General features: G+C 46.1%; 6 protein-coding genes. 1 reads left to right on the top strand and 5 read right to left on the bottom strand.

Annotation, left to right across the window (positions count from 1 at the left end; translation table 11 throughout):
- Positions 1 to 384: 384 nt before the first annotated feature.
- The 4 genes from DP923_RS11610 to DP923_RS11590 all read right to left on the bottom strand — a co-directional run bounded on the left by DP923_RS11610 (position 385) and on the right by DP923_RS11590 (position 16,725).
- A complete protein-coding gene (locus DP923_RS11610) occupies positions 385 to 3,291 on the bottom strand; it encodes an Ig-like domain-containing protein (protein WP_112306017.1) in 2,907 nt (968 codons plus the stop codon).
- Between the two features lie 196 nt (positions 3,292 to 3,487).
- The gene (locus DP923_RS11605) at positions 3,488 to 7,858 is read right to left on the bottom strand and encodes a malectin domain-containing carbohydrate-binding protein (protein WP_112306016.1); all 4,371 of its coding nucleotides are present in this window, start codon (positions 7,856 to 7,858) and stop codon (positions 3,488 to 3,490) included.
- Between the two features lie 606 nt (positions 7,859 to 8,464).
- Entirely contained in the window at positions 8,465 to 12,928 is a 4,464-nt protein-coding gene (locus tag DP923_RS11595) for a PKD domain-containing protein (RefSeq protein WP_112306014.1), read from the bottom strand.
- A gap of 176 nt (positions 12,929 to 13,104) precedes the next feature.
- Positions 13,105 to 16,725: a malectin domain-containing carbohydrate-binding protein gene (locus DP923_RS11590; protein ID WP_112306013.1), complete on the bottom strand. Its 3,621-nt coding sequence runs from the start codon at positions 16,723 to 16,725 to the stop codon at positions 13,105 to 13,107.
- Positions 16,726 to 17,181: 456 nt separating this feature from the next.
- Here DP923_RS11590 and DP923_RS11585 point away from each other — a divergent pair, with 456 nt between their 5' ends.
- The gene (locus DP923_RS11585) at positions 17,182 to 18,393 is read left to right on the top strand and encodes an alginate lyase family protein (protein ID WP_112306012.1); all 1,212 of its coding nucleotides are present in this window, start codon (positions 17,182 to 17,184) and stop codon (positions 18,391 to 18,393) included.
- A 74-nt stretch (positions 18,394 to 18,467) separates the two neighbouring features.
- Here the strand turns inward: DP923_RS11585 and DP923_RS11580 are convergent, their stop codons facing one another.
- Complete coding sequence (locus DP923_RS11580; protein WP_112306011.1) at positions 18,468 to 19,574, bottom strand: glycosyltransferase; 1,107 nt, start codon at positions 19,572 to 19,574, stop codon at positions 18,468 to 18,470.
- Between the last annotated feature and the right edge of the window lie 21 nt (positions 19,575 to 19,595).

Genomic DNA, 19,595 nt, shown 5'->3' with positions numbered 1-19,595 from the left:
TTTTGGACTTTAAAGCCTCCTTTTTGTAAAGGATACTTTTATTTAACTTAGAAACGATGTCTTAAAGTATACTTTCATCCTTCTGAAAAGGACTTGAGTATGGGTTTATGTCTTCTTGACAAGCTTCTATTAGGTTTTCACAATATTCGGAACTCAGGCTAATAACGTAAATGCGGAACGAAGGTTTATACTTTTTAAACTCTGTTTAAAATAGTAAACACATACATCAGAAAGTTCATAAAAACTCCATAACAGTACCATAACATAGCGCTGCAAAGCTGGCGAAGTATAAGTAAAAGTTATGTTAAACAGATGGCCTCTTATATGCTAACAGCCAGCCTGGAGGAGGCTGGCTGTTAGCATATACGTGTTAAAAAGGTATACTTAATTAATCATTAATTTCCTGACTTCGCTTGCCGACTCTGATTGCGCTCTCACTATATAAATGCCACGGTCTGCAGCAAAATCAGTTGCGATCACGGTTTCAAGTGTGCCCTGGCTGGTTGTCTGCACTTGCAGCTGGTGCACTATCCTGCCTGCTGGGTCGGTTATACTTATTTCTACGTTTTCGTTAGGGGCAAAACCCGTTAAGCTAACAGAAAAATCGCTGCCTTCTGCCGGGTTCGGATATACCAGCATTCTGTTTTCGGGTACGATGGCCTCCATATTAGTGGTTATTGCACTGCTCAGAGCAGATGTGCCTTCTTTTACTTTGAGCAGGGTGATCTGTGGTCTACCATCGCCGTTGCCATCAAAATACTCTGACATGTACAGGTTGCCGTTTACACGGTCTTCCACAATATCGAGCGGGTTGGCATATGGCCTCCTGAAACCAGGTATCTTTATACCTTCTGTGGCTCTGTAAATTTCTTTCGTGGTAGCTGATGGCTCCAGTATGATCAGATCATCGCCTCCACTGAAACGGCAAACCAGCATCTTGCCTTTTAGCTTACCACCAAACGTACTGCTTTTGTACTCCAGGATGCCATTCGGCGACATATTCAAGCCAAAGTCGAAAGACCAGCCTCTGTAATTGGGCTCCTTGGGCGTGCCCACTTTATAGCCATACATTACTCCGTCAACTTCCCAGGTTACTTCGCCAGGGTCGTTATTTGTAGTCGGGTTACCGCCATTCAGAATGTATTCGTTACGCAGTGGGTTGGGATGGCCATAGTAGCCGCCTTTCACTACCCGGAACAGATAATCGTTCTGCGAATCACGCACATCCGTCATGGCTGGTATAGTAGAGCCTGTATAAATTTGCCCGTTAGACCATTTGGAACCATAATCTAGTTGCGGCGTATTACCGCCTGCTGCAGAGCCATTGGTTGGCACATATAATTGCCCGTTCGAGTGCCATACCAGGTCATACGCGTTCCTAACTCCGGTAGCATAAATGGTAAGCGGTGCCCCACTGGCATATGGGTTATACGTACCGCCTTCACTTGTTTTAACATCTATAGGTAAGGTACGTTGTTCAGCCAAACCAATATCAAGGCGGAGAACAGCAGCGGCCAGCAATTTTTCGGAGCGGTTGCCCCACGAAGCATCTGCAGCCCCCATGGCCGTATTACTACCTTGTGTAAAGTATAAAGCACCATCCGGACCAAAATCTATGGAGTTGGTAGCATGGTCTTTATGAGAGCGCGGCAAATTAACGATATACGTTTTCAGCGCCGGGCTTGATGGGTTTGTCAGGTTTACTCTTGATATTCTACCAGACCATTCAGGTGCATTGCTGAACTCGCCGGAAGAGTGGCTTACCCACGCAATAAGGTTACTGGCAGTAGCTTTCGGATCAAAGCGCAGTCCGATCAGCAGACGACGCGTCGTTCCGAACGGTGCAATACTTACATGGTTTTTAAGTGTTCCATCTGCATTTATATCCCAGCGTTCAATCTTACCGCCAGAGGTGGTTGCATATAACCTGTGATCCGGACCGATCACCAGCGTTGTAAATCCATCAGTCCCAAAACTGTTGGTAATTAACACTTTATCTTCAAATGCAACCCCTTCTAAGTTTGCAGGTGGCTTAGGTAATGCATCGGATGTTGTTTTAAACGTTGATTTAAACGGGATCATGGCATACCCATTTAAGTCTTTTACCCGATCTGTGATCTCAAATTCATACGTAACAGAAGATTGTAGCGTAGCAGAAAGTGTGATGGCATCTCCGCCGGCAGTGGCATTAACAGAAGTACCCAGTATTTCAGTGCGGCCTGTGCTGGTTTTCCGGTAAAGCTTAACGTTTGCTGTGTTTACTGTATTGCCATTTATGGATTTACCGCTTGGGAATGCCATATCAACAGATACAGATTTATCGAGCGCTACATTGGTTTCGCCGTTGGCAGGGCGTACAGTAGTAACATACGGTCTTAAAGATGGTGCAGGCGCTTTTTTAACACTGAAATTTTCGAAAGAATACGTAACAGGTGTAGATGCATTCCGGTGAGTGGCAAATATGCCCGTATAGGCGGTACTGCTGGTAATTCCCATACCTTGTATACTTACCGCCGGGGAAGTATAAGCCGCTCCTACATTTGTATAATTAGTGCCATCAGTGGAGTAAAATGCTTCGGCTTTGTTTGTAGCCGGATTTATGATCATTCGTAACCTCACCAACTTGGTATTAAGTCCGGAAATAACACCGGTTATACGGGCGTCCGGGTTAGCATTACCCGTGGCAGTGCTCGATACATCATTCAGTTCTTTCCTGAACTCCAGTTTATTGCCTACTACCACTAATTTCAGGAACGTTTTATCATTCAGGCCAAACCATATTCCTGCCTGCTGGCTTTGCGTGCCATAATAAGGGCTAACAATGGTGGCTTCTACCATCAGTGCAGTTCTGGAATCTACGCGCACCCCCAGGGTATTTATCTGGTTGTTATTTCTCTGAAATGCGATGCCCTTATTTGTCGTGATCTGCAGTCTGCCATTTGCTAATCTTAATTTGGAACGGTCGTAGCCTGGCACGCCCGAAGATACAGGTTTACCATCTGTTGCCAGCCTTGTACCAGAGTAAGACGCAATCATTTTAAAGCCGGTCCCTATGCCGTTTCTATCGGTTACGGAAGCGGAAATATGGCTTGTAAACGGGAAATTAAAAGGAACAGCAACCTGTAACTGAGAACATGGCAGGGTACTGATAGGACTACAGCTTTGTGCAGTTGCTGCTGGAGCAGGTAAAAGATAAAGTGCGGCAACCAGACCAGCCATTAAAGTATGGCCATGCCATATAGCTGAAATTTTTCTGGTTAGTAAGCGAAAGGTTGTAATGTTTGTTTCCATTGGGCTTTGATTTGGAGTGTGTTAAGGAAATCTGCTAAAAGCCTGTTTGCTTTTTCATCAGACTATGCTCCATAACTGGCACAGTAATGCATCCGGAATTGTATGCCGTTAACGTCTACTTTATAAGTTTAAATGTTAGTTTTCAGAAAAGTATAGCAGCCGGAGGCTTTCCAGAAATGAGCTCCCGGCTGCTATATTACTCCAGAATTAGTTTGGTACTGGAACCGCCAGAAGCAGCGCTTGCCTTGATAAGATAAATGCCGCCTTGTAAACTATTGCTTAACTGGAGGCTGGCGTTATAAGCACCCAGTTCATCTGTTATTATTTCAATTGTTTGTACGACACGGCCAGCCATATCGAATACCTGAACAGAAACTTTTTCCTGTGCTTCAAATCCTTCCAAAGCAAGGTTCACTTCCTTGCCCTGCGCCGGATTAGGATATACTTGTAAGTTTCTGGTAACCGGGGCATCCAGTATACTGCTATATGCCTGCTGCACAGCTGCCGGATTTGTGCCATTCACTTTATAAATTTCAAGTCCGGCTATGGCAACACGGTCTGCGGTCGGGTTGAAACGGAAGTTCATGACACCATCTGTTACAGTAACTGCTATGTCTTTCACGTACGCTGAGCGGTATCCTACTTCACTGAAAATATCAACATACGGTACAGCTAATTTGCCCTCAGCAGTTACACTAAATACACGTGACCCGCTTGCATTAAAGTAGTTTTCCACGAGGTGCATGCGTACACGGTAATTGCCATTTGCCACCGGAATATCGTAGCGGGTTTCGGCCAGGTTAGCTGCTGCAGATAAGTAGGTCTGGTAAAGCACATCTTCATCAGTTGCTGCAATTGGCCCGGCAACAATTTGCTTATCCAGTTTAATGGAGCCTTTTCTATAGTTAATATCCGCTTCCCATACTTTACCTGCAATAGTAACATTCGAGTTGGCTGCACCTTTGATGCGCTTCGCTAATGAGAAGGTTGTACTTCCATTCTGGGCTATACCGTAGAGCGGTACGCGTAGCGGCGAACCGGCATTATTATAGTATACCAGCAACACCGCATTTTTAAGTCCCGGGCTGCCAGGTTTAAAGGTTACATTGATGCTGGTCGTACTTTGCACGCCAAGCGTAGTTGTACCTGGAGATCCTGCCGTGAAGTCGCTTGCATTTGGCCCTGCTATCTGGATGCTACTGATCTGCACACTCGGATCGCTGCCACTTGTGTAAGATTTGCCCAGGTTCTTAAGCGAAATGGCTTTTACCTGATTTGCGCCTACAGCAAGTGTATTAAAGGTAAAGGCTGAAGGCGTGGCACTCAATTCTGAATAGTGTGCAGGCCCGGTTTCAGGTTTAATGTTACTTACAAAATAGATGTTATCCTGGTAATCGTAGTTGGTATAAGTCGTCCCTAAGTAATCCATACCCATCAGGTAAGCATTCGGAATTACTCTGCCGCTTGCATCTTTCGCTTTCCAGATACGCACTGCAATTCTTCCGTCATAATTCTTGGTCCTGTCGGTATAAGATTTCTGCATTTTCAGGCCAAAAGCGCCGGAAGGTGAAAAAGAACCTTCTGCCACAACAGTTGAAGAACCACTTTTTCTTGGTAAAAGCGACTGGCCATCCAGCGGGTTGTGAGAGAAGATGGTGGTGTTGGTTGTACTTCCTTTGGCGTGCCACTGTATCGTTTCCGTGGATGAACAGCAACCGTGGTAGGCAGCCATCTGCACCACACGCACCGGCAAGCTTGGGTTTGCCCGTACAAAGTAAGCTGATATAATTTCGTCTGAATTAGCTACAATGGTTTTTCCATCAGAGGTGCCATCGTTGGAGTTAAAGCCAACTCTCGTTTTAAACCCGAACGCGCTTATGATCTCATTTGCCCACGGCTCCGAACTGCCTTCGCCTTTCAGCTGCCACAAGCCATACAGAGTTACATCTTTTTCCGGTGCTTCGCTGTCGTTAGATGATATACGGAGTGAGCCCTGCAGCACTTTTACACGTGTTGCCTGGTCTTTGGCAATAAACTCAATTTCCAGTTCTGCATATGCTTTCGAGTTAATCGTTAACGGGAGCGCACTGCTGCTGTAAGCCGCTCCGTTTAGTGCGCTGATTTTCCAAAGTGCTGTATTAGATAAGGATAATCCGTTTATTTTAAGCGCACCCGTGCCTTTGTTATGCAGGCGCAGTCTTACTTTATCGTGGTTGGCATTGTAAGGCGTTACCGACGGGCTTGTACGTCTCCATGGCGTTTGTATTTTTGAGAACGTCAGTTGGTCTGCTGCCGGGAATTTATCCATGTTCTCGAGAACAAGGAAGCCATTGGTGCTGGCCGCAGTTGGCGTTGCAGACGCAATTGTTACATAGTTTAGCTTGGTATTGGTGCCACCGGCTGCATCTATGGTCAGTCGGCCGTCGCTTACCTGTACCTGAACCGTAGCTGCTCTGAACTTGGTTTGAGACGAAGGAACAAAGCCTGAGATGGCAGTTTTACCCTCTACATTAATGCGGTGGCTGCTATCGTAATAGTTCGGATCGCCTACGCTCACGCCTACATTATAAGTACCGTTCGGAATTACATATTCCCAGGTGCCCGGTACCTGCCCGTTCGTATTGTCCTGCATCTGCACCAAAGTTCGGAGTCTCAGATCGGTTGTACCTGAACGCAAACGCATGTTTGCAGATAAGTTTACCGGTGCTTTTGTACTTGGGTTAACCCAGCCATAGCCACGGTTGGTATCAAACGGCTGGCCTGTATCTGCCAGGTAACCTGAAACAGAACCACTGGATGAGGTCTGGAAATTAATTTTAGCATCACCTGAACCTGCCATTACCGGTGGGTCTTCAGGGGCAGGCTCTTCCTCGGTTGCTGTAGTGGTTGCTTTTGCTATAATAATGTAGTTGGTCTGAGAACCTGCTGCCGGCGAAGCCATATTGCCGCCAAAAGTAATGGTTCCGGCTTCGTAGGTTTTACTATACAGGTCTAAGTATGAAATTTTGGAATCCTCCACTCCTAACCTTTCGGTGCGCTTTGTCCAGGTTGATAACCAGGATGGCCTTGCTGTGGCACGTGGATCGTAAGCGGCATATAAGGTAGCTTTTTTACTAAGCTTAACCGTTACAAGCGATGCCGCTGTGCTGGACTTATCATCATTTGGTGTACGGATGTATTCTGCCCCGGAAAGTAAAGAAGGCACATTGGTAATTTTATACGTTCTGTCGGTGTAGGTAGCAGCTCCGGTTGCCAGTTTAGCTAAAGTATAGCTACGGCTGCTGGTTGCAGATACACCGGATAGCAGATCTGTAGTTGGATCCGGCGAAGTTGTTTCGGTGATTTTTCCTTTGTAGGTAGTTCTTGTTTTGGAACCGCCTGTATAATATAAATTGCCATTGATATAAGCTGCCACTCCGGAATAGCGGGCAACAGGCATAGGTGTTAGGTTTTCCCAGGTGTTGGTGGATGGTGAATAAGCAGATACCATGTTGGTATAGCCGGCATTAAAAACTGTTTCGCCGGCTAAAACTAAAATGCGGTTGTTATACACCACTACTGCAGATGATATGTGCCCACGGCCGGTTGCGCCACTTGGCACCGGAAGGTCTGCTACACGTGTCCAGGTGTTGGTGCTTGGGTTATAACTATGCACATATTTTTGAGCCACCAGTTTACTATCATGGCCGGTCTGGCCACCAATGTAATAGATCTTTCCGCCTAATACTGCCGAGCCGGCGTGTTGCCTTGCATTCGGCACTGGTGCCAGTGTTTTCCAGCCGGCACTGGTGTTGCTCAGATCAAGTACATAATGGTTGCCCAGATCCTGTGTGCGCGAAAGGTTGGTCCCGCCTATATGGTGGAGTTTGCCGTTCAAATATTCCATCTGCCCGGCCGCAATCTGAATCGGCAGATTTGGCAGACGCACATAACGGTTTTCAGCTACAATATATTTCCAGGCTTCCTTTGATCCGAAAATCTGGCCTGTACCTGTGGCATTAGAAGTATAACCTCCGGCAAAATAAATATCCTTGCCATCGGTTGCAAAACCAGCATGTGTTACGCCGCCATAATTGGTACTGTTCATTGGGGGCATGGCAGCCAGGGCTTTCCAGGTATTGGCCGCCGGATCAAATACGTATGCACGACTTGTTGGCGTAAAACCTGTTTTCTGGCTATCGAACCCTCCGAAACTATACAATTTTCCATTTACCACTTCGCCTTGTGCCTCACTTACATTATAAGGCTGGCTGGCAGCAGTTCCCCAACTGATTGTAGTAGCTGAGGTGGCTGATTCCTGGGCAACGAAACCGGGATTAAAGGATTGGTTCAGGCCGTTTTCACCATAGAGATCGCCAGGACTGCAGATGGCAATATCACTGCCTGGTATGGCTGCTATAGGAGTAGCAGCTTGCTTCAACGAAAATAAATTACCAGCTTTTTCAGCAAATAGTATGTTACCGGCCTGTAAGCCCATAATTAAGAGCAGCATAATACCCGCCCATTTTATAAGCCTATCTCTCAGAAATACCGGTCTGTTTAAATCAAGCGTAAAGTTTTTTTCCATCTTGCATTAGGTTTAAGTCGCTTAAGCTATTCTTTCTTCTGTTTTTTCTACTCTTGTGCAGCAGTACACCTATATTTAGTTAACATTCCTGCTGACTTTAATTGGTACTCCCTTTTTTAGATGGTCTAAAGCATATAGCAGGCTACCTAAAACAGGCAGGAAGTATGGATTTGTTATGGCCGGACCTGCCGGCAGCCGGAGGGCCAGATGCCGCTTCCGATTTGAATAGACTTTTATACGGGAGCTTGCTGATAACAATCATTTTTAAGATAAAAATTTGCACAGCATTCAGTAGAAAACAGTTAAGTTATAATTTATACTTACAAATACACAATATTACCCAGTCGCATGCTTAAAAACAGGAAGCAGGTTATATACGAGCTAGAACTATAGATACACTGCCTGCTAAAATGCTCTACAGAACCGAATGAGAATCTGTAAAGTATGGGATGCTGGTCCGCTTTAGTAAACAATAGGCACTTGGCAGTTACCCCTTGTATAAATTAAAAAGGCTACTGCCCTTTTCAGGTAACAGTAGCCTTTTATACTTTGTAAGTAGATGTTATACTTTGCAACAAGCCTTGCAAAGGCCTGGCGAAGTATAACTTATTTAACGATCAGCTTTTTAGTTTCGATTGCTGAAGCTGATTTTGCACGCACAATGTACAGACCCGCTCTTACCTGCTGATTGAAGTTAACTTCTGCATTAGAAGCGCCTTTGCTATCCGCTTTCACAGTTTTGCTGTAGATCTGGGTGCCGGTTGCATCTACTATACTTAGCTCTACTTCTTCGTTTGCCTCAAAACCATTTAAGGTAACAAACAGCTTCTCACCTTCTGCCGGGTTTGGATAAATAACCAGTTTATCGGCAGCCTGCACTTTCTCAGGTAAGCTTTCTACAACATCCAGTTGCTGCTGGCTTTGTGCCGTGGCTGGTACGTCTGCTCTAAGTAAAACGATACTTGGTACGCCAGGTCCGTTACCTTCTGTGTATTCTGTTAAGTATAAATTACCTGTCTCTACATCTTCAATTATATCAAGCGGGTTAGAGAATGGCCGGCGTAAACCTGGTATTCTGATACCCTCGGTAGCGCGCACAATGTCTTTGCTCGTTCCGCCCGGCTCCATTACAATCAGGTCGTCTCCTCCACTGAAACGGCATACAAAAAGCTTCCCTTTCAGTTTACCGCCAAAGGCGTTGCTTTTGTATTCGATCACACCGTTAGGCGAAATGTTTGTACCAAAATCATAAGACCAGCCTCTGAAATTTGGTTCTGCCGGTGTGCCAACCGGGTATCCTTTCACAATACCGTTTTCAGACCACACAACTTCTCCCGGGTCGATACCGGAAGTCGGGTTACCACCCAGCATGATGTACTCGTTGCGCAGCGTATTCGGGTGGCCATAGTAACCGCCTTTTTCTACCCTGAACAGGTAATCATTCTGTGTATCGCGTGCATCGTTGATGGCTTCTATGGTTGGGCCGGTATATGTCTGGCCATTCGACCATTTGGCCCCGTTTTGCAAACCTGGGATGTTACCACCTGCAGCAGATCCGTTGGTTGGTACATACAGTTGCCCGTTCGAGTGCCATACCAGGTCATACGCATTACGGATGCCGGTTGCATACAGGGTTAGCGGTGCATTAGCAGCATACGGGTTATAGTTTCCGCCTTCTTCTGTCTTCACATCCAATGGCAGTGTCCCGTTAAGTACGCTGCTTACATCCAGCCTTAGTACAGCTGCATTCAGTAATTTTTCGGAGCGCTGTCCCCATGCTGCATCTGCGGCACCCATGGCTGTGTTACTACCCATTGCAAAGTATAAAGCGCCATCCGGTCCGAAATCAATCGAGTTAACAGAGTGGTCTTTAAACGAGCGTGGCAGATTTACAAGCACATCCTGTACCTTCACATCGTTCGGGTTGCTCACATTAATCCTGGAAACTTTACTGGACCATTCCGGAACAGAATAAAACTCACCGGAAGAATGGCTAGCCCATAAAATCAGGTTGGAGCTGGTAGAAGCAGGATCGAAGCGCAAGCCAATAAGCAGGCGTGGCGTGTTACCGAAAGGTGCCATCGTTACACGGTTTTCGAGGGTGCCGTCTGCTTTAATATCCCAGCGCTCAATTATACCGCCGGATGTGGCAGCATATAACCTTCTGTCCGGACCAATAACCAAAGTTGTGATGCCGTAATGGCCCAGGCTGCTGTCGATTAGCTTAACTTCTGTAAACGAAACACCTTCGAAGCCATTAGGTGTACCAACAGGTGCCTGTGCTGTCGTAAACCGTGATGTAAACGGAATCATTCTATAGCCATTCAGATCCTTTACTCTGTCTGAAATTTCAAATTCGTAGGTTGAAGTAGGCTCCAGGGTAGCAGTAAGCGTAATGGCATCGCCGGCAGCGGTTGTGTTTACAGCTGTACCAAAAACTTCGGCTTTACTTCCGTTTATAATAGTATAAAGTTTTACGGTGCCAGGGTTAACAGTGCTGCCGTCAATTGATTTACCGCTCGGGTACTGCAGATCTACTGAGATAGACTGATCCAGGGCAACGCCGGTTTTTCCATTTTCAGGACGAACAACTGTTACATAAGGGCGCAGCTCTTCAGCAGAAACCCCGCTTGTTACCGAGAAATCATCAAAAGAATAAGTTACCGAAGATGTTCCGTTACGATGCGTTGCCAGAATACCTGCGTAAGCCGATGCGCCAGCCAAACCAGTACCGGCTATACTTAAGGTACGGGTGCTGTACGTTGCACCTACGTTGGAGAACATGTTGCCATCCAGCGAGTAAAAGCCTTCTACCGTTCCGGCGTTTTCATCAAGCACCAGGCGTAAGTATACTGTGTTTGCATTCAGGCCGGCAATAGTGCTGGTAATGCGCTGGTCAGGGTTTGTGGCCGCTGATGCAGAACTGGAAGCATCTTTCACCTCGCGGCGAAGCTCTACTTTACCACCTGTCACTACCAGTTTTACATAAGTTTTATCATCCAGACCAAGCCAGACACCAGCCTGCTGACCTGCTGTGCCAGCATAAGGGTTTACAAGCGATGTTTCTACCTGAATGATGCCATTGGTAGTTACGCCAACACCTAATGCATTTATCTGGTTGTTGTTTGTCAGCCAACTAATTCCCTTATTGGTTGCCAGCTGTAACTTACCTGCGCTTAGTGTGATGCGGGAAGGCTCATAACCTGGCACTTGTGGGTTAGAGACAGCTCCATCCTCGGCTAAACGCGAGCCGGAATAATCGGCTACCATTGTAAAGCCTGTACCTGTGCCATTTTTATCTCCTAACGTATTTTCGACATTAGAGGAAAACGATAAAGTATAAGGTAACTGTACCTGTAACTGGCTGCAGGCCAAAGTACTGATTGGGGAACAAGCTGATGCAGAAGGAGCTGTTACATTAACGGCAACTTCGTCCGGCGCACTGCTAGCTGTCGAATTGTCTTTCACCACAAGACTGAAAATATACTTGCCAGATACCAGGTTGCTTACCACCGGAGCCTGAACTGTTTTACTGCTGAAAGTAGCTGTATTTGGTCCGCTTACCTGGCTCCAGGTGTAACTTTCTATTGTTCCGTCCGAATCCGTGCCCTCGCCGTTTAGCGTGACAGTGTTGGTTGGTAAACTAACGTTTTTATCCGGGCCTGCATTGGCTACCGGTGGCTGGTTGCCGGCTACTTTTGCCAACACCATGTAGTTTGTCTGAGGGCCTTTGCCCGGGCTTGCCAGGTTAGCCCCTATCTGTACCTGTCCGGCGTCAAAGGCTTTTCTGTATACTTCGAGGTAGGAAATTTTGCTGTCCTCAATGCCAATACGATCGCTTGTTTTCTGCCAGGTAGATAACCAGGCTGGTAGTACGGTTGCGCGTGGGTCGTAGGCAATGTAAACGGTAGCTGGTTGTGTCAGCTCAAATTTAAGCAACGAGGTACTTGTGTTGAATTTATCTGCATTTGGCGTGCGAATAAAGTCTGCATCCTTATACTGATCGGGCACACTGGTTACTTTAGAAGTACGGTCAGTATAGGTAAGTGTGCCAACGGTCAGTTTGCTTAAGGCGTACGGGCTTGATGTAGTAGCGGTAACATTCTTTATCAAAGCAGTGGTAGGCTCTGCAGGTGGTGTAAGTGACTTAACTGAGAAGCCATCAAATGTATAGGTTACAGCTGAAGAGGCATTACGGTGCGTGGCAAAGATACCGGCATAAGCTGACGCATTTACAAGACCGGTTCCTGCTATGCTCAGGGTGCGTGTACTGTAGTTAGCGCCTACATTGGTGTAAGTAGCGCCATCAAAAGAATAAAAGCCTTCAACAGTGCCTGCATTGGCATTAACTACTAACCTTAAACGAACAACACGGGAGCTCAGGCCCGAAATAGCAGCAGTTGCACGCTGATCGGGGTTAGATGTGCCGGACGTTGTGCTGGATACATTGTTTACCTCGCGGCGCATTTCAATTTTATTATCTACCACTACCAGTTTCACGAAGGTTTTATCGCTTAAACCGAACCACAGACCAGCCTGCTGGCTCTGGGTTCCTGAAAAAGGGTTTTCCAGTGTAGTTTCGATCTGGAGATTCTGATTGGTGCGTACACCAACTCCCATGGCATTCAGTTGATTGTCGTTACCAACCCAGGCAATGCCTTTATTGGTTACCACTTGCAGTTTGCCGTTGCCAATTGTAAGTTTAGAAGGCACATGGCCCGGCACCGATGGGTTTACAACAGCGCCATCTGCTGCCAGGCGCGTGCCTGAATAATCGGCCACCATGGTAAAACCTGTACCGGCACCATTTTTATCGGCCATGGTACCATCTACATTCCCGCCAAAGGTAAGGTTATAGGGTAAGGCTACTTCTACACTGCTGCAAGGCAATGTACTGATAGACGGACAGCCCTGCGCATTAGCAGTTACAGGCAGCAAGAGCACCTGTAGCATCAGCAGAACTAAAGTATAAATGGCACCGGATAAACGTGTGTGCCGTTTTACCAGGTCTGAGGCTGAACTGGTACGTTTTTTTAAAGCAATTGGGTTGGGTAGTAGAGGTTGTGGCATAAAGTGTACTTTTTACTTTCTCTCGAAAGCGGGTAAAAGATCTTATAAAAGCAAAAGGAAAATTAATCTGATCAGCTTCTCATACTGCACTTAAACATAACATGGGTAGCCTGTTAAGTGGCTACCCCTTGTTATGCTATATTGCTTACGTAAGCCGGTTGAACAATTAAAGACCTTTACTCAAGTATAAGTTTAGTTCGGGCACTGCCTGAAGCTGCACTAGCCTTTATAATATATAAACCCTTACGTAATGTATTACCAAGTGAAATCGGGGAGTTATACGTGCCTTGCCCGTTAGCGTTTACATTTTCTGACCTTACTAAGCGTCCGGACAGATCATACAACTGAATGGTGATATTTTCCTGGGCTTCGAACCCTGCAAGATTCACATTTAATACATTACCGCTCAATGGGTTAGGATAAACCTGCAGTGCTTTGCCACTTTCAATAGTTTTAGCAAAAGACTGCAAATTTTCTTGCGAAGTTAAGGCACTGCTTGTTGTAGTACGGTACAATTCCAGGCCTGCAATGGCTACGCGGTTTTCGGTTGGGTTAAATTTGAAGTTAAGCATTCCATCGGTCACAGTTACTTCCATATCCTTCACCAGCGCTGTCCGGTAACCTACTTCACTGAAGACATCCAGGTTCGTGATCTTGCGCACATTTTCGGCGGTTATACTTACCACGCGCTTGCCTGCATCCGAAAAGAAGTTCTCTACCAGGTGCATGCGTACCAGGTACGTGCCGTTGGCTACCGGAATATCATAGCGTGTTTCGGCCAGGTTAGCCGCCGCCGATAAGTAGGTCTGATAAAGCACATCTTCATCTGTTGCTGCAATCGGTGAAGCTACCAGCTGCTGATCCAGTTTAATGGAGCCTTTTCTATAGTTAATATCCGCTTCCCATACTTTACCCGCAATGGTTACGTTTGCATCGGCCGCACCTTTGATGCGTTTTACAATGGTTGTAGTGGTACCACTTTCGTTTGCGATGCCATACAACGGTATGCGTAACGGCGACTCGCTGTTGTTATGATAAACCAGCAAGGCAGCATTTTTCAACCCTTTTGTAGCTGGGTTAAAGCTCACATTCAGGTTCATGGTGCCTTGTACCGGGAGCGTTGTCGCAGTGAAAGTACCCAATTTAAAGTCGTTTGCATCCGGGCCTACCAATGCCACACTTTTTACTTGTATAGCAGGATCGCTTCCGGTAGCATAAGTTTGCCCGGCATTTTTAAGCGGTACTGTTATAGTCTGGTTGCCGCCAATAGTCTGGGCATCGAATGTTAACGCAGAAGGTGTTGCAACCAACTCAGAATAGAAGGCTGGTCCGCCATCAGGCTTCACATTGGTGATGTAGTAAATGTTATCCTGGTAATCATAGTTGGTGTATGTAGTACCCAGATAATCCATCCCTAAAATAAAGGTGTTCGGAATTATGTTTCCGTTGGCATCAATGGCTTTCCATACACGCCCGCCTAATCTGCCTTCCGAGTTCTTGGTTCTGTCTGTGTAATTGCTTGTTACCTTAAAGCCAAATGCAGCTGTTGGTGTAAAAGAGGCTTCGGCAACGGCAGTAGTAGAGCCATTCCGTCTTGGCAACAGCGACTGGCCATCCAGCGCATTATGCGTTACAACGGTAGTGATTGCACCACTTGCTTTATCAAAGCGTTGCAGTGTTTCTCTGGAGGAGCAGCAACCGTGGTAAGCTGCCATCTGTACCACACGCACCGGCTTGCTTGGATCGGCCTGCAGGAAGTATGAAACGTTTACTTCATCGGAGTTAGCAATGATCGTTCTACCATCCGACGCGCCATCATTTGAGTTGAAACCAACCCTTGTCTTAAACCCGAATGCATTGATGATCTCCTGAGCCCAGGGCTCCGAATTGCCTTCGCCTTCTTTCTGCCACAGGCCATACAGTTTCACTTCTTTTTCTGGAGCCAGGTCATCGTTGGATGAGATGCGCAGGGTGCCCGGTACAACTTTTACACGTGTTGCCTGGTCTTTTGCTATAAACTCAACTACCAGTTCTGCATAGCCTTTCGAGCTGATGGAGAATGGTTTTGCCGTAGCAGGATCGTACGCTGCGCCATTAAGCAGCTCAATTTTCCAGGCAGTTGCATCAGATAAAGTCAGGTTGTTCACCATCAGGGTACCTATTCCTTTGTTATAAAGGCGCAGGCGTACTTTGTTGTGGTTTTCGTTGTATGGCGTAAAGGTACCGTCATCGTTGGTACGTCTCCATGGAATCTGGATATTAGAGAACGTAAGCACATCGCTTGCCAGGAAGCCATCCATGTTCTGCAACACCAGGTACGTATTCGATTTTGTTGCTGCGGCAACACTGAAGCTGGCTTCTTTAACAGCCTGGTTACCGGCATTATCAGTGGCCCGCGCTTTTACAGTATAGCTTCCGATCTGTGTAAATTTCACCGGAGAAGTATAAGCCGTGTAAGCGCCATTGTTAACGCTGTACTCGATCTTGGCAACACCAGATCCACTAACATCCGTGGCAGCGATGGCTACCTGTGCTTCCGTGTTATATACACCCGGCGATTGCAAATTACCCGAAACATTCATTGTAACCGCAGGTGGTGTTACATCTGCTTCCGTTGATATCGGCGTAAAGGTGATATAATTCATCTTGGTATTGGTACCGCCGTTGGCATCCACTGTTAGTTTGCCGTCCTGCACCTGTACATCCACCGTAGCAGATCTATACTTCGAAGCAGATGTTGGTACAAATCCGGAGATGGCTGTTACGCCTTCCACGTTTATCTGGTGCTTGCTGTCGTAATAACTAGGGTCGCCTACGCTGACAGTAACACGGTAGGTGCCATTTAAAACGGCATGCTCCCAGGTGCCGTACACCTGGCCTTTGGTATTGTCCTGCATCTGCACAATGGTCCTTAACTGAAGCGCATCAGAACCTGTGCGCAAACGGGTATTAGGTGTTAAATCGGCAGGTGCTTTTGTTACCGGGTCGATCCAGCCGAAACCGCGTGCAGCATCGTACGGTGATCCCGTATCAGCTTTATACCCTGTTGGCGTAGCCGAAGCAGCTGTCTGGAAGTTAACAAGCTCTTCTTTGCCAGTGGTTGGTGGCACTTCAGGTTCATCTGCCTGAGAAGTGATCGAAATGTAGTTCATTTTAGTATTGGTACCGCCGTTGGCATCCACTGTTAGTTTACCATCCTGCACCTGTACCTCTACCGTTGCAGTTTTATACTTTAATGAGGAGGTTGGCACAAAACCAGTAATAGCTGTTACACCTTCCACGTTTACCTGGTGTTTGCTGTCATAGTAACTAGGGTCGCCTACACTTACTGTTACCGTATAAGTACCATTAGCCACTGCGTATTCCCAGGTGCCGTATACCTGGCCTTTGGTATTATCCTGCATCTGCACAATGGTCTTTAACTGAAGTGCATCAGAACCAGAGCGTATGCGGGTGTTAGGCGTTAAATCAGCGGGTGCTTTTGTAACCGGATCGATCCAGCCATAGCCACGGCCGGCATCATAAGGTAAGCCCGTATCAGCTTTATACCCTGTAGGAACCGACGAAGTGGATGGCTGAAAGTTGATTCGTATTTCCTCGCCGGCTACAGCCAGCAGCGGCGCGGCCCAGGCCTGTGATGCCAGGAATTCTGTTTGAGTTGATTGCCAAAGCGAAGCAGTTTTTTTGCCTGCGGCCTGTGCGTTGATCGTAAAAAACAGCAGGAAGCTTAAAGACAGTGCGAGGCTGCCTGTTACACGTATCAACTGCCTGAAACCAGGAGTAGAAGTTTTTCTCATTCTTTGATTACTTAATCGTTATTAACTTTAAATTTTGGGCACAGCACACGTTCTTACTTTAAAAGACTGTTAGTAAGGTACTGATCGGTTTGGTTTGGTAATTGCTCTTATAGGCTGCAAACTCTTTATAAACCTATCTTTTATAAAAAAAATTCAGGTGGTGTAGTATAGGTATACCCTTACTTATGTTGTGCATATTTTGTTCTGTAATTGCGCACAAAATTTGCTTACTTTTTTTGCTGACCTACAGGCACATACTTTTGAAGCCTGAAACTTTACAGAGGAGCTATACTTATAACTATAAGCGCTGTATAGAGTATAGGTATTTCTGCTTTACTGAAGCAGTTTTTTAGTTTTGTAAGTTTTGTTTTGAGACTAAATAAAGCAGTACAAGCGTTTTGTTTCTGTAAGTATGTATACTTATTCAGACCCAACGCATAAGCCCAAAAATATAATATGAAATTTATACTTCAGATAGTACCCTTTTTTATTCTGTTACAACTTTTATACTTCCCGGCAGCTTCTGCACAGGCCATACCCGAAACCTTTATACTTAATGGCGAACAACTGCTGCAAAATAAGCTGAAGGTGGAGCGCGGCAGTTTAGCGCACCAGGTTGCTGTTAACGAGCTAATCTTTAAAGCAGATAAGATCCTGCAAAAAAAACCGTATACCATTACCGATAAAGCCCTTACGCCTCCAAGCGGCAGCAAGAACGATTATATGAGCCTGGCGCCTTACTGGTGGCCAAACCCTTATACGGCTGATGGACTACCTTATATTAATAAGGACGGCAAGACCAATCCGGAAGTAAATAGTGTAAAGGATCAGAAGCATGTGGTAAATATCAGCAGAGATGTAGAAACACTGGGCCTTGCCTATTACTTTACCGGCAGAGAACAATACGCTAAAAAAGCGGCTGACCTGTTATGCATTTTCTTTATAGACGCCGAAACTAAAATGAATCCGAACCTGAACTTTGGCCAGTCGATCAGGGGAGTGAACGACGGGCGTGCGATTGGTTTGATAGATACCCAGCATTTTACCCGGTTAATTGATGGTGTGCAATTATTGCAAGGCTCGGAAGCGTGGACAGCAGCCAACCAGAAAGCGCTGCAAAACTGGTTCGGGCAATTTGTAAACTGGATGCTGACCAGCGAGGTCGGCAAAGATGGCGTAAAAGAACCAAATAATATCGGTACATTTTACGACCTGCAGGTTGTTACTTACGCTATGTTTTCGGGGAACAAACCACTGGCCAGAAAATACCTTACCAACACTACCCTAAAGAGAATTGATAAGCAGTTTGATGAAGAAGGCCGCCAGCCGTACGAACTGAAGCGCTCCAGAGCCTGGACGTATAGTATAAAAAACCTGAACGGATGGAGTAGCCTGGCTAAAATTGGCGATAAGGCTGGCGTAGATATCTGGAATTATACTTCGAAGGATGGCAAAAACCTGAAAAAAGGCTTTTTATGGATGTTACCTTATGCTAACGGCCAGAAAGAATGGGAATACAAAGAGATAAGAGGCGTTAAACTGGAAGGATTTTTACCTCTCGCTAAAACGGCTTTAAATGTTTACAAAACCCATGAACTCGAATCTTATTTAAACCATCCAACTACATCCCTTATTTCAGTAGACAGCAAAAACCTCTTAGTACATTAACTAACAAATGCTCATAAAGAAAAAATGCCTGCAACGTTAACGTTGCAGGCATTTTTTCTTTATGAAGCGATTCTTTAATTGCTGTAAATATAAGCCAGGTACTCGTCCGCAATTTTAGGAACAGCAAAATCCCGTGCGCGGGCAATTAGGGCAGCCGGATTATGGGTTTCGTGGAGTGTTTCTACTATAGCAGTGGCCATAGCCTGCGGATCTCCTACTGGTACCAGTTTTCCATACTTGCCATTTTCCAGAATCTCGCTCGGCCCGCTCGGGCAATCAGTAGAAACAACTGGCGTTCCTACACCTAATGCCTCTACAATTATATTCCCAAAACCTTCAAACTTGGAGGAAACGGCAATGGCTGCTGCCCGCTTTATGTAATATAACGGGTTATCAACAAAGCCCAGCAGCAAAACATTTTCAGTTAAGCCTAACGATTTTATTTCTGCTTCAAGCTCCTGCCGCAAGGGGCCTTCTCCTAATAAGATCAACGTAATGTCATCGGTTTTCCTTACCAGGTGGAAGGCTTTAAGCAGGGTGCTGAAGTCCTTTTGCAGGGCAAAGCGGCCTACACCTACTATGAATCTGCGCCCATCTTTAGTGAAAGTCTGGAAGGTTTGGTTAACAGGCGCGGCTTCTTCTACATACTCTTTATAAACCGGATTGTAGATCACCTCGATCTTCTGGCGCGGCACCCCCATCCGCATAGCAAAGTCATCGGCCACGCCACCCGATACGGCAATGATCTTTTTCGGCTTCTTGTAGAGCATCCTGGCCATTCTGATAAAGTAAGAATTGGAGTAGAGGCTCTTATCAGTGTTGGTGTAAAAGTTCTGAGCAGTTTGGTTAGTGTGCAGCGACACGACCGGTAGCGTCGGAGCCGAAGAACACGCGCAGCAAGCAATGTTCACGATATTAAGGAACTCCCGTGCAGAAATCACAGCATCGGGGCGTTCAGCATTCAGATACTTAATAAACTTCGGGATGCTGGTAAGGGCACGGCCCTTGCCCTCGATAATGCGTACATTGGCCGGAATCTGGTCTAGAAATTCGCCTTCTTTTTTTGTCAGGAAAACGTCAACAGCTATGTTGCGAGCTGCATATTCTTCGATCAGGTTAACAAATAGCTTTCCAATGCCCCCAAGCGCAAGCGTGCCCGGAAAAAAGCAGATTTTCTTCATGTTATAATTTAGTTTGAGCCT

Origin of the sequence: Pontibacter arcticus (genome assembly GCF_003284895.1) — a bacterium.
GTDB classification, from domain to species: domain Bacteria; phylum Bacteroidota; class Bacteroidia; order Cytophagales; family Hymenobacteraceae; genus Pontibacter; species Pontibacter arcticus.
The sequence above is the reverse complement of the archived record's forward strand: the minus strand, read 5'-3'. Positions and strand labels throughout refer to the sequence as shown.

What these genes read in the sequence shown, in the direction of transcription:
- DP923_RS11610 (WP_112306017.1), bottom strand. Translation starts at nt 3,291, where the DNA reads ATGGAAACAAACATTACAACCTTTCGCTTACTAACCAGAAAAATTTCA.
- DP923_RS11605 (WP_112306016.1), bottom strand. Translation starts at nt 7,858, where the DNA reads ATGGAAAAAAACTTTACGCTTGATTTAAACAGACCGGTATTTCTGAGA.
- DP923_RS11595 (WP_112306014.1), bottom strand. Translation starts at nt 12,928, where the DNA reads ATGCCACAACCTCTACTACCCAACCCAATTGCTTTAAAAAAACGTACC.
- DP923_RS11590 (WP_112306013.1), bottom strand. Translation starts at nt 16,725, where the DNA reads ATGAGAAAAACTTCTACTCCTGGTTTCAGGCAGTTGATACGTGTAACA.
- DP923_RS11585 (WP_112306012.1), top strand. Translation starts at nt 17,182, where the DNA reads ATGAAATTTATACTTCAGATAGTACCCTTTTTTATTCTGTTACAACTT.
- DP923_RS11580 (WP_112306011.1), bottom strand. Translation starts at nt 19,574, where the DNA reads ATGAAGAAAATCTGCTTTTTTCCGGGCACGCTTGCGCTTGGGGGCATT.